The following is a 13,571-nucleotide window of genomic DNA, read 5'->3' as shown; positions in this document are numbered from 1 at the left end:
GTTATCCTAGGCTGCTTGCCAAAGGCAGGTCAACGTAAAAAGTGGTACCTATACCGATTTCAGTATCAAACCATAGGTTTCCACCACTATGTTCAACGCCTCTTTTTGCCATGGCTAGCCCAAGTCCTGATCCGCCAACTTTGGTGCTAAAATTTGGTAAAAACACTTTGTTTCTAACGTTTTCTGGGATACCGCTTCCGTTATCTTTTACCTCAATAATGGCAAATTTCTCTTTATCATTTTTGTAAACTCTGATATTGATTTTTGCTTTTCTATCGGTTGGTACAGATTGGATTCCATTAATAATAAGGTTGGTCACTACTCTGTTGATCAGTTGATGGTCGCTTCTTACAAGAAGTTCCTTTTCTTCTGTTTCGATGGAAACGTCCACCTTATTATTTTGTGCATACAGGTAGGCGGTTTTTTGAACTAGACCTGAAAGTTCAAAGACTTCACTTCTCGGAACTGGCATTTTTGCGAACTCAGAGAAAGAATTGGCGATTTCGGAGATATTGTCAATCTGTTCTGTTAAAGAAACTAATGCCCTTTCTATTCTCTTTTGAGCTTTTTCATCAAGAGAGGGTAAAGTTCTCTGAAGCTGCTGAATGGTGAGCTTCATCGGAGTTAATGGGTTCTTTATTTCATGTGCCACCTGTTTGGCCATTTCTCTCCAAGCCGTTTGCTTTTCACTTTGAGAAAGTGCGTCTTTACTGTCTTCCAACATTTTAAGCATATTATTGTAAGATTGAGTCAATACCCCAATTTCGTCTTGTGCTTCCCAAACAATAGGCTCATTTTGCTTACTTAAACTCGTTTTCTTAATTTTTTGAGCCACCATTTTTAATGGATTTGTGAGGTGGTTTGACGCAAAATAAGAGAGAATAAGCAAAATCAAGAATAGAGCAATGCAAATGCTAAGTATAGTAGTAAAAACCTCTTCTAACTGATGTTCAAGAGTGTTAGATGAATCAAAAAATGGAACACCTATCACACCAAGCCTTTTGTTCTCTCTGTTTTTAAGGGCTAGATAAACGGCCTTATAATTTAGCTTGCCGAGTGATTCGTCCAGAAGGATTTCATTCTCGTGCTCTTCCAATATATATTGATAAGCCTGAGGGTTTATGCGGTCAGAAAGTAAATGATATTCATAAATAAGTGGTCTAGAGCTCAAAGTTAATATGCCATCATTATTGAAAAAATTGATGTCGGATTTAGTGTCTTGTGCCAGCTTATTAATTTCTTGTTTAAAAAAGGCCTCACTACTTTTTCCATCTTCTAAATTTTGCAAATGAAGTCTTACTGTGGAGCCAATATTTTTAGTGTTTTCTAAATAGAAATTTCCCTGAATAGTAAGCAGGGTACTTCTTATTACTCCAATTATGGCAAAAAGTATAAGTAAGAATGGAAGTAAGAATGCAGCATTCAGGTATATCTGAATTTTGGTAGAGAAATTCATTCTTAGTTTTCTCAAGCCTATTCTTATGGCATACAGAAGTATAACAAAAGAGATAATAAGTACCAAAAAGAGATACAAAAAAGAGAAGTCCGAGAGGAGGGAGATCCAGATGTTGTTTTCCGAAGAAATGATAATTGATCTTCCATTTTGGCCTTTTACTCCTAAATGTTCAAAATCATTGACTTGTATACCGTTCTTAAATAAGTCAGGATTATTTAAAATGTTTAGGTCGATAGATTTTTGATAATTGAATTTTCCATAGGTATAAACGAGCTCATTCTTTTTATTAAATATGGCATAGCTATAAGATTTTGAATCAGGATTCTGGACAAACCTTTTTTCCATTAAAAGTTCTGGGTATACACTTTCGGCGTAGCCATCTCTTAGTTTGAAATCTAAAATCACTGAACCTGCATTCCCATTTAAAGGTATAAATACGACGTATTGTTTTATAAACTGCTCTCCTGTTTCGTTGATGAAGAATATGCTAGGGTTATCCGTCTTATATTTATTTTTCTTGTATTGTTCTTCCAGCTCTAAAAGACTCGGTAAGGGCGTTTTTATGCCCAGTTGGTTTCCATTACTGTCAAAAGAGAGTATCTCAGTATTGTATTTATCAAAATATAAATCTAAGTGCTTTTGCTTAATCAGACTTTCTACGGCTTGTTTTGGGAGTAATTCCCTTTTTATACTTTTAACCACATTGGAATCTTCTTTAATTCCTTGAATCACTTTTGTTAAAAGACCTTCTGCAAGAGCGTCGTTTTCTGCCAAATAACGTAAACCATAATTCTGTTTGTCGAAAACATTTTTCTTGACAGATTCAGTTTTAATAACTTGAACGGTCATTAAGGTGAAGACAAATGCCCCCAAGAAAAAGTAAATGGAAGTATTGTACTTAAATGAATGAAGATATCTGGATAGTTTAAAATAGTATACAATCAAGAAGTATACAGATACCAGCATGTATACCCATGATAGTTCACCTAAATAGAGTAATATTAATATGGATATCAGAACGCCCAAAAGCCAATGTAAAATCCCGAATTTCTGATTCATGTTTACCCTTAAGAATAAAGTACTTAGGAAGTGCAGGGATAAAAAGAATGCAAACGCTAGTATTATGAAAAATACTATCGCGGCTAATTTGAGATGATTAAAGTCTATGCTAAAAGAATAATCTAAGAGGTATGACGATTTTTCATAAATGGACGAAAGACGTATGAAAGCTAAACGCCCAAGTAAATTAGTAACTATAACAGCCAGAACGGAAAAGATACTTTTAACGACCTTAGATGAGCTTTGAAGTTTAAAATATGCTTGGGACTTATTAAAATGGCTAATTAAAAAGGAAACAAATACAACTAGGAAACTTGTGTTAAGGATGATATCTCCTAGAGAAGGGGCGAACTTATTTAAGGCAAAATACTTGGGGTTGAACAAGTCTCCTTCACTTATTGCAAATGGAAGACTGTTGGCGAGCATGAACCAACGAATGGTAATGATATATGCCAATAGTAAGGACGCGGCCAATTCTATTTGCGAAGTAGAACATAATAATCTGATGTGCAGGAACAAGAAAATTCCGAAAAGGAATAAGCCTATAAAGGTCAATATTAGAGATTGGTTTGTTACCTCTGTTGAATTCAGGTTTTCTGCCCTAGGAGGAACTACGGAGAAAAGGAAATGATTGTTTTTATCATTAATATTAAGATAGTCGAATTTGCTTTGGGCATTTCCAATGGTTAAAGGACTAGTAGGAAGTATCCTTTTATCAAAGCCAGACTTAAGATAGTCGTTTTCGTTTCTGAATTTCTGGTAGAGTGGAATTAGAGAAACAATTTCTAATTTTTGTTTGCGGTAATAGAAAACTTGTTTTTTGACAATATTGATATGATTGTTTTTAGCGAGAAGCCCATCTTCTTGAAAAGTGGAGATCCACTCGTAATCGGGAATGTATCGGTGGTCTGACCAATAGATCAAGTGACCGTCTCTAAAAATGTAGTAAGGAAATACAGTCTGTAGATTTAACTCAGCAAATTTTACTTGATCACTTTTTTGAAATAAGCCGGTAATTTCTGTAAGTTCTTCGTCGGCGGCTTCTAAGCTTTTTAATACTTTGCTTTGAACAGCCTCTCCATAATGTTTTTCTGAAGCTCTTGGGGTGTTCTCTTCCAACAACCGATTGCTCAAGAAGGCCGCAATAAGGCTTATTGCAGCTAATACGAGTAGCGTGATTTTTTTTGTTTTGGAAGAGATCATTTAAGTGTTTAACGCTTATCTAATTTCAATGGATAGGGAAAAAACCGTGCCAATGACTTTGCGGTTTATGGAGTTTTGTTGCGATTTATAAAATACACTAAGGTTAGGTTACTAATAAGAAAAATCATTAATTGTTTCGAAGGAAGGAATATTATCGGAAATTTAGACCGAATAGAAATTGATATGAAAATAATGGAAGATTTGTTGAAGATCATGGTCCCAGCGGGCTTATTGTTGATAGGTATGTATGTATTGGCCAAATCTTTTTTGAATAAGCAATATGATCTTAGGAAGTTAGAGCTAAACAGCAAATCGAACGAAGCCATAACACCGTTAAGACTTCAGGCTTATGAGCGTATGACACTTTTTTTGGAGCGAATTACACCTAATTATTTGTTATTAAGGCTTTTTGATAGAGCGGTTCATGTGAATGATTTTCAGGCTATTCTTTTAAAGGAAATAAGAGAGGAATATTACCATAATCTGGCTCAGCAAATTTATATATCAGCAGAGGCTTGGGAAGAGGTTAAAGGTGCCATGAATGAAATGCTATCACTGGTTAATCAAGCGGCTTCGGAACTTAAGCCAGACGATTCGGCTATTCAGCTTTCAAAGAAAATTTTTGATAAAGTGATTAACGAAGAGCGTGACCCTACTCGAAATGCCTTGTTGATGTTAAAAAAGGAAGTTAAAATTCTGTTTGAATAGGATTCTTTACTGCTTTATTGGTAAATTTCTAAAAATATAAAAGGATAATAATATGTCGGTTACATCAAAACATTTGGCAACATTCATTTTGGGAGCGGCTGCTGGAGTGGCAATGCATAAGTATCTTCAAACTGAAGAGGGCGAAAAGCTTATGGAGGACTTAAAGACCAAGGGAACACAATTAAAGGACGAGGCCGAGGGTGCTATAGATAAAGCTCCAGAATACTTTGAAGCATTAAAAGGTGAGGCGTCTAATAAGCTTGCTGATACTTTGGCCATGCTGAAAGAGAAGTTTCCAGAGGCAGGAGAGATGATAAAGGAAATTATTGGAGGAACTAAGCCCAAAACAACGTAATTAAAAGGCGAGCTTTAGGCTCGCCTTTTATGATTTACAAAAATTTACGCCACCACTTATCATTGGGTAGTGGTTCATGTCTCAAGGAAATGGTTTGGCCAATTTCTGGTAATACCATTTTTACATTTTCGGTTTCAGCAGCTGCTGTAGCTCTTTCAACCGATTCCTGCCAAGGGTGTAAAGCTAAGGTAAATGCCCCCCAGTGAATAGGCATCATTTGCTCTGCCTTAATATCTATGCTCGCTTGTACCGTTTCTTCGGGCATCATATGGATATTATCCCAGCGTTCGTTATACTGCCCACATTCCATCATGGCGAAATTAAAAGGGCCATATTTTTCACCTATTTCTTTAAAGTGAGGGCCATAACCACTGTCACCACTAAAGTAGATGTTGTCTGATTGTCCTTTAATGACCCATGACGCCCAGAGAGTCGTGAACCTGTCTGATAGACCTCTTCCTGAGAAGTGTCTGGCTGGCGTACAAGCCAATTTTAATCCTTCAAAGTCGGCTTCTTGCCACCAATCTAACTCTTTTATCTTATCAGAAGCTACGCCCCACTTTTCTAAATGACTGGCTAAGCCTAAGGGTACGTAAAACTGTTTGACCTTGTCTTTAAGTTTCAACACAGACTCATAGTCTAGATGGTCGTAGTGGTCATGAGAGAAAATAACTAAATCTATCTCAGGAAGTTTTTCAATCGCGATAGGAAGGTCTTTACTATATCTTTTGGAGCCAATCATAGCAATGGGTGATGGACTAGCACCAAGCATGGGGTCAATGAGTACTTTTAATCCGTCGATTTCTAAAAGAAAAGCCGAATGCCCAAACCAAGTAATTCGAGTGGAGTCGCCTATTCTTTTTTGAATGTCTATGGAATCAATTTTTTGAACTGGTAGGTTCACTTTTGGTTCTCTTCCTGCTTTGTCCAGGTATTCGGGAATCATTTTAAGGGCTTCCCAAGTTCCCATTTCCATGGTGGTTTCTATGGCATTTATAAAAAGTCCATCTTTATAGTTTTTAGACTTTAGATAGTTTTCTCTCTTTGCTTCTGTTGGTTTCCCTCCAAAAACTGGATGGAAATTCATAAATACAACGGTGCCCGCTACTATCAAAAGCAGTAAGACTGTGATTCCGATGAATATCATTTTCAAGATTCTTTTCATAGTATGTGAGTAATCACTTACAAAAGCGGTTTTCGATTTTATTAGTTCGCATGTAGTATGTTTTCTTTAGAAAATGTTTTCAATTCCTTCTCTGCTACATAAAAAAGCTCCTCACTTCAAAAGTAGTGAGGAGCTAAATAAAATAAAATATGTGCTATGACCTAGCTAGGATACCCGGGATTTTGAGGTTTAAGATTCGTGTTATTTAACATTTCTTGCTTTCCTAGTGGAAGCAATAAGTGTTTTTCTTGAAGGGCTTGGTTAGAGCTGCCATTAATATGCCCCACAAAATTATCAAAACCATTGGTCTTTTCATTATAGGCTTTTCTAAGCCTGACCATGTCAAACCATGTGATTTGCTCATAGCATAGTTCATGCCATCTTTCTCTCCAAACCGCCTCTCTGAAAGAAGCTTGAGTGTATGTTCCTAAGGCCGGAGTAGCTAAGGTGGCTCTGTCTCGTATTTTCTTTAAAGCATCATAAGCATCCTGTGTAGGGTTACCTAGTTCGTTCTGAGCTTCTGCAAATATTAATAATACCTCGGCATATCTAATTTGTGGAACATTCAGATTGTTGTTTCTAGAACCGGCCACGCCTTTGGTTCCGTTAGATGTTTTGTTGAAGTGCTTGAAAATATAAGACGCTCCTAGGTCAAACTCTGCACCATTTCCATTAGTGAAGTAAGTGTTATAGAAGTATCCTTCTTGATTCTTAGCTCTTAAATCTCCTTTCTCGTAAGAGTTATAAAAGGCCGTAGTAGGAACAGTACTACCCGTACCTGACGGTCCATTATAAGTAACAGGCTTAAAGTTAGGGTACATGTTATCCATAGGATTACTAGCTACCACATTATTATACTGAAGCATAAATAGGTGCTCCTTTGTATTCTTCAAGTTTTCTTGATGTACTTGAGTGTAGGTGTCAAACAAAGCTATTTGAGTAGGGTTAGCTTTGGCGTAATCCATTACCTCTTTAGCTTTATTTGCAGCTAATTGATAGTGAGAAGCTCCCTTTGATAATGGAAACCCTGCCATGGTTAAATAAACCCGCGACATTTGTGCTTTTACCGCGGCTAAACTTACTCTACCTGTGGCATCCATCCAAGATAAGCCTGCAGCTTCGGCTCTCTTAAGGTCAGCTTCTATAAGGGCATAAACCTCTTCTTGCGGAGCTCTTGCTGGTAAGAAATTTTCAGAAGCAGCTGTCTGTGGTTTTGTGATTAATGGAACATCTCCCCATAGTCTTACCGCTGTGAAATAAGCGGTAGCTCTCAAAAAGCTAGCTTCGCCTAAAATTTTGGTTTTTTGAGCCTCGTTCATTGGCGTAATAGCTGGGACTTTATCCAACACTTGGTTGGCTTGAGCTATTACTTTGTAAAGGCCATTCCAGTAGTTAACTACGTGTGCCGTGTTTCCGTCGTGAACCAAACCATAAAGGTTGTTCAAATCCGAGTTTTGAGCTGTTTCAGTAGTGCTTGTTCCTGTTAAAGCTTCTAAAAGTTGCCAGTTAGCAGAAAATATACCAGCTCCATTACCCATGAAACGCATGTCTGAATAGACAGAAGCTAAGGCTGCTTCAGCGTGGTCAGGGATTTGATAGAAGCTGTCTGGACTAAGGTTAGATGGAGCTACCTCTTCCAGAAAATCTGAGCAGCTCGCAGTGCTGAATAAAATGATAACACTAAGTATCATTTTACCGAATTGGTTTTTTATTAAATATTTCATTTTGTCTTTCTTTTAATACTTTGAGTGTTATTATAATGTAACCTGTAAACCTAACATGTAAGTAGTAGGCTTAGGATAATTATGCCAGATCATACCTTGAGAGAAGGCACTGTTGCCATTTCCTTGGTTGGTAGGAGCTGTTTCAGGATCTCCTACAATCTTATCCTCAACTAGCAAGAAGAAGTTTTGAACAGAACTATAAACTCTAAGTCGGCTTAATTTTAATTTTTCGGTTGTGGCTGATGGGAAAGTATAACCCAGCATGGCATTTTTTCCTCTTAAAAATGAGCCATTTTTAATCCACTGTGTATCCACGTTTGTTACATAACCAGCACGCGTATCTCTGATTTCCGCAATCATCGTGTTTTGGTTTGATGGTGTCCAAGCATTTAATACCGAAGTATAACTGTTAGCTAGAGCTTGACGGTCTTCACTTGGGTGAAGGTTCATCATCATCACGTCATTACCGAACATGAATTGTGTTTCAAACAAGAAGTCAAAGCCTTTAAAACGAAGACTGTTAGTAAGAGCACCCCATCCTTTAGGACTTCCGTTTCCGATGATAGAACGGTCAGCGTCTGTAATGGCTTTGTCACCATTGACGTCTAGGTATTTAATATCACCAGGAAGCATGGTAAGACCGTTTCTGTAGCTGGTAAATTGAGCTGCTTCATCACGTTCTGCTTCGCTCCAAACACCTAGTCTTGTTAAACCCCAGAAAGCACCAACTGGCTCTCCAATTCTAATAATGTTCGTTGGATTAGTGAAGTTAGGTCCACCTACGTTGAAAATATCTGAAGGCGTTGCTAAAGAAAGTACTTTGTTCTTGTTGAAAGAGATGTTGAACGAAGTAGTCCACTCCAGAGCACCTTTTAGGTTATTGGTATTGATACCTAACTCTATCCCTTTGTTTTCCATAGAACCTACGTTTCTACGAATAGTTGCATAACCACTCGTTTGAGGAACAGGAGCATCCAAAAGCATGTCTGTCGTTTTTCTGTAGTAATAGTCGGCCTCTACATTAATTCTACCATTCAATAAACCTAATTCTACACCGAAGTCAGTCTGAGCTGTTTTCTCCCATTTAAGGTCTGGGTTAGCTAGTCTTGCAATACCAGTTCCAGATACTCTAGTGTCGTTATAGATCGTAGAATAGTTTGAGCTAAGAAGAGATAAAGAAGAATATGGCGGTATTTCTGAGTTACCCGTTAAACCATAACTTGTTCTTAATTTCAAGTTAGAAATTACGGTATTGCCTTTAAGGAAGTCCTCTTCAGACACACGCCAAGCCAATGCTCCAGAAGGGAAGAATGCGAATTTGTGGTTTGCTCCAAATTTAGAAGAACCATCAGCACGTCCCGTGAAAGTAACTAAGTACTTATTCATTAAACCATAGTTTAATCTACCGAAGTATGAGTTAAAAGCACTTCTGTTTGCACTAGAACCTACAGATGGATTAGTGGCACCAGCACCTAGATTGTTGAACGTGAAATAATCTGTTGCAAAACCAGATACACTCGCACTCATGTCAAAGAAGTTGGTTTCTTGCCATGATAAACCTAAAAGACCAGTGAACGAGTGAATGTCCTTGAAGTCTTTCGTATAAGTTAAATAGTTTTCTAAAGACCAGAAGCTTTCTTTTCCGTTATAGGTAGAAGCGTTTCCTTGAGCACCAATGTTCAAAGTTCTTGTTTGAGATTGGTTAATTTCTTGGGTTTTAATGTTAGCACCCAAAACCGTTCTCATTTCAAGACCCTCCATAAATTTGATATTAGAATAAACACTACCTATTGAGGTTTGGGTATTCATAATATATTTTCTGTTTGTAGATCTGTGTACAGAACTCATAGTTCCTTCAGCAAACGGATAATCTCTGTTATTGGCAAAAGTTCCGTCTTCGTATCTTACAGGAAGGAAAGGAAAATCTTCTACGATTTGACGAGCTACTGCATCGTTAATGTCAACTACGTTTTCTGTTTGGTTATTGTAGTTCAATGTTCCACCTACTTTCAGCCAGCTGTTTACGTTATCGTCAATTGTAAACCTTGCAGAATATCTTTTTAGGTATGAATTAATAAGTAAACCTTGGTCGTCTCTATATCCTAAAGAGAATGAATGTTGCGTTTTTTGATTTCCACCACTAAAACCTAACTGATGGTTTTGAGAAACTCTGTTCTGAGAACTCTCATCTAACCAGTTGGTGTCATATTTAGGTTTGCCATTGGCATCAAAAATTCTTGGGTCTGTACGACGTAAAGCTGGATTTAGGTAGGCCCATTTTCCTGCTGCCCATCCGTTTGGATCGTATTTCGCCATGTTAGCCCATGCCAAATCTTCAACAGCCAAATACTGTTCTGCATTTAATACTTCAGGTCTGTTTGGCCCAATAGTATTCATACTAAAATCAGCATTGTAAGTTACCTGACTAGCACCAGCTTTACCTTTTTTGGTCGTTACTAATATAACACCATTGGCACCTCGAGCTCCATAAATGGCTGTAGAAGAAGCATCTTTCAATACTTCTACAGAGACGATGTCGTTTGGGTTAATGTAGTCAATAGCCGAAGTAAACTGAGATTGGTTTCCTTGAGGAAGCATGACTCCGTCTACCACGTAAAGCGGGTTGTTTGAAGAGTTAATAGAGCTAAAACCTCTAATTCTAATTTGCGTTCTTCCTCCTGGCCTTCCAGAGTTGGAGCTCACTTGAACCCCAGCCATTCTACCGGAAAGCCCTTGTGCTAAAGAAGGAGCAGGTCTTTCTAAAAGTTGCTCGGCTTTAACGGAACTTACAGAACCCGTTAAATCAGATTTTTTCAAAGTACCGTATCCGATTACCACTACTTCATCCAGTATTTTATCGTCTGGATCAAGTGACACATTGACTACTGTTTGATTGCCAACAGATATTTCTTTAGCTCCGTAACCTATTAAAGAAAAAGTAAGAATGGCACCGCTCTCTGGTACCTCAATAGCGTATGTTCCGTCCCCATTTGTGATGGTTCCTCGCTGAGTACCTTTCAAAACAATACTTACACCAGGGATTCCGGTGTTTGTTTCGTCTTTTACTGTTCCCGTAATTCTTTTATCAACCGCCACTTTCTCTGAGGTGGTTAAATTGGAATTGTTAGGATTTGCGTTGTAAAGTTCTGCAAATGAATGGTTTGCGGAGCACAGTAGCAGTGCGGATGCTACAGATAGATTTCTAATTGCTCCAGACCACAATTTTGGAATTGGGTAATTTTTAAGCATAGTATACCTAAGTTAATTAAGAGTGATTGATTGAATAATTTTAACTAAAAGTAGTCTATTATTGATATTTTTTATGATTTCCTATATTGCTTTTTTGTTAATAATGTACATAAATATCTTTTGTGAATACCAAATGAACTAAAGTGAATATATCTGAATTCTGACCATTTTCAAGTCCTATCACTTTCATGATTTAACGACTAAATGACACTTATAAAACCTAAATATTTGACTATAAAAGTGGTCTGTTTTTTTTGACAGTAGTTGATTATTGGGAGGTGTAATTACGGTTAGGTACGTGTGTAAAGATTGAGGAAAAGGTGAAATTGAAGAGGTGTTTTTTTGCCCATATATATCGCTTTATATGAGCCATTTAATGCGTAAGAAAAACCATTGGATCGGATTATGATTTTCAAAAAAGAATTTCTTGTTCCAATTATCGATTACCCATTCTTAAGTACTTAAAATTAAAAACCACACTGGTTATAAATTTCTCATATTTTAGAAATAACTAAAATTTAATCTTCATATAACATGTGAGGAAAATGAAACTGTTAGGGCGAGTTGACCTCGAAATAAAAAAGTGGTAGTGGATTCTTAAACTCGGTTTATGCAATGGAGAATCGTAATGAGTTTTAAAGTGGAATAAATCAGTCACTTAAACGAGATTAGCATAGCAGTCTACCCTGAGCTTGCCGATAGGAAGCAATTTAGCTACGTTCCCGATAAATTTCGGGAGCTTTTCTAATGAATAAAGCGGGTTAAAAGAGTATCATGCCATGCAGCAGGAGACTATCCATTAATGGAGTTCGGTTAGTAGTAAAGAAAGATATTTGTCAGCGGTAGAAAGAGTTAATTCAGGAACTTATGAAGCTCATGAATTAATAAAGGAGTAAAATGATAATGTTATGGGATATCAATACTTGGCAGGATTATGTTTACTGGCATGGCACTGCCAAAAAAATAGATTTAATGAGCTTATTAAAGAATGCATGAGGACCCTGTTTGAAGTAAAGAAAGGCTTAAAGGCAAGTTTAGGAGACTATTGGTTTGGGATGAAATAGATTCCTATATCGCTTTTATGATGAGCTCACTCACATTTTACAGGGTCGTTATTTATTTCAAAACCGGAGGGCTGTAAAAAACAAAACTGGTAGGGTTTATCCCGTACCAGTCTTATTAATGAGCTTATGTATGATTTTTTCCTAAATATATTGACACATATAAGAAGTCTGTGTCTCTACTTTCACTTTAAAAGAAGAATCTCCAATCACATTAAAGTGCTGACCTCCGTTAAAGGTTTTCCATTCTGTTTCGTTTGGTAAAAGAACAGTAAGGGCTCCTTGAATAACATTCATGATTTCTGGTGCACCAGTACCAAAAGTGTATTCTCCGGGCTCCATCACGCCAATAGAAGATTTACCTTCTGGCGTTTCATATCCAAGTGATTTTACATTGTTGTCGAAATATACGTTTGCTTCTATCATGCTTACTTATTTTTTATGATTTTCTAATGGTTGTTTTTGTCTGCTATTAGGTGATGTTAGTCGTCTGAGTTCTGTTAGAGATTAATTTAACTATACGTCCGATATTGAAATCAGACACCTCGCAACAAGCATTCTTTCTTAAGCCACACTTACGTTAAGAATTAAAACATAATCTTCCATTTCTATTTCTGTAGGTTCTGTAATTGACGCACTTACTATTAAAGAAAGAGCTTGAACCTCTTCACAGATATAGGCTTGGTTTGCGGTAATGGCTGTTGCCAATTCCTGATTATTGTTTTCTAGCTGGATGTTAATTTTGTCTGTTACCTCAAAACCGCTGTCTTTACGGTAGTTTTGAATTTTATTCACAAAGTCCCTAGCTATTCCTTCGTGTTTTAATGCTTCTGAAATATGAATATCCAAGGCCACGGTAAGGTTGCCATCCTGAGCCGTTAAGTACCCAGGGAGGTCTTCGGTTAGTATTTCTACGTCTGCCAGTTCTATTTCTCCAACACTTAAAGTTAGTTTGCCGTTCGCTTCAAGTTCTTTTATTCCAGCAGAATCCATGGCAGAAATAGCTCCCGCAACAGCTTTCATTTCTTTACCATATTTTGGCCCTAAGGTTTTAAAGTTAGGTTTTACCTTCTTACTTAAGACACCCGACGCGTCGTCAAGGTACTCTACAGCTTTTATATTGACCTCGGTTTTTATCAATTCTTCCACAGAGCTAATCTGGGAACGAACACGCTCAGATAAAACTGGGATAAGAATTTTTGCCAAAGGCTGACGAACTTTCAGTTGGTTTCCCTTTCTTAAAGAATGCACCAGTGAGCTCACTCTTTGTGCATAATCCATAGAGCCTTCTAAGTCTTCATCTATCCAGGCTTCGTTGGCCACAGGGAAGTCAGAAAGGTGAACTGAGATTTTTTCTGAATCTGCCACTAAGTTCTTATATAACCAGTCGCTATAAAAAGGAGCAATTGGAGACATCAATTTGGCTACCGTTTTAAGACAAACACCCAATGTTTCGTAAGCCAGTTTTTTATCCTCGCTCAGTTCACCTTTCCAGAAACGTCTTCTTCCAAGACGCACATACCAGTTGGAAAGTTGGTCTGTCACAAAATTCTGAATGGCTCTACCGGCTTTGGTAGGCTCATAAGTCTCA

The 13,571-nt window shown here is 37.4% G+C and carries 8 protein-coding genes; 2 read left to right on the top strand and 6 right to left on the bottom strand.

What is annotated here, in order from left to right:
• Position 1: 1 nt before the first annotated feature.
• On the bottom strand, positions 2-3,718 hold the full coding sequence (locus ACTBZY_RS03170; RefSeq protein WP_463044879.1) for an ATP-binding protein: 3,717 nt from the start codon (positions 3,716-3,718) through the stop codon (positions 2-4).
• 183 nt (positions 3,719-3,901) lie between these two features.
• On the opposite strand from ACTBZY_RS03170, the gene ACTBZY_RS03165 reads away from it, so the two are divergent.
• Complete coding sequence (locus ACTBZY_RS03165; protein WP_463044878.1) at positions 3,902-4,426, top strand: DUF7935 family protein; 525 nt, start codon at positions 3,902-3,904, stop codon at positions 4,424-4,426.
• Between the two features lie 52 nt (positions 4,427-4,478).
• Positions 4,479-4,781, top strand: a complete 303-nt coding sequence (locus ACTBZY_RS03160) for a YtxH domain-containing protein (protein WP_463044877.1) — start codon at positions 4,479-4,481, stop codon at positions 4,779-4,781.
• A 34-nt stretch (positions 4,782-4,815) separates the two neighbouring features.
• On the opposite strand, the gene ACTBZY_RS03155 is transcribed toward ACTBZY_RS03160, so the two are convergent.
• The 5 genes from ACTBZY_RS03155 to ACTBZY_RS03135 all read right to left on the bottom strand — a co-directional run.
• Positions 4,816-5,946: an MBL fold metallo-hydrolase gene (locus tag ACTBZY_RS03155; protein ID WP_463044876.1), complete on the bottom strand. Its 1,131-nt coding sequence runs from the start codon at positions 5,944-5,946 to the stop codon at positions 4,816-4,818.
• A 161-nt stretch (positions 5,947-6,107) separates the two neighbouring features.
• Entirely contained in the window at positions 6,108-7,637 is a 1,530-nt protein-coding gene (locus ACTBZY_RS03150; protein WP_463044900.1) for a RagB/SusD family nutrient uptake outer membrane protein, read from the bottom strand.
• 63 nt (positions 7,638-7,700) lie between these two features.
• Positions 7,701-10,919 carry a SusC/RagA family TonB-linked outer membrane protein gene (locus ACTBZY_RS03145; protein WP_463044875.1) on the bottom strand — a complete coding sequence of 1,073 codons (3,219 nt, stop codon included), beginning with the start codon at positions 10,917-10,919 and terminating at the stop codon, positions 7,701-7,703.
• Positions 10,920-12,124: 1,205 nt separating this feature from the next.
• Positions 12,125-12,406: a pyrimidine/purine nucleoside phosphorylase gene (gene ppnP / locus ACTBZY_RS03140; protein ID WP_111371024.1), complete on the bottom strand. Its 282-nt coding sequence runs from the start codon at positions 12,404-12,406 to the stop codon at positions 12,125-12,127.
• Between the two features lie 138 nt (positions 12,407-12,544).
• Positions 12,545-13,571, bottom strand: a 1,027-nt coding sequence (locus tag ACTBZY_RS03135) for a DUF5915 domain-containing protein (protein WP_463044874.1), incomplete at its 5' end; no start/stop codon positions are given.

It is taken from the genome of Arcticibacterium sp. (assembly GCF_055134445.1).
This window is presented reverse-complemented; position numbering and strand designations above follow the sequence as displayed.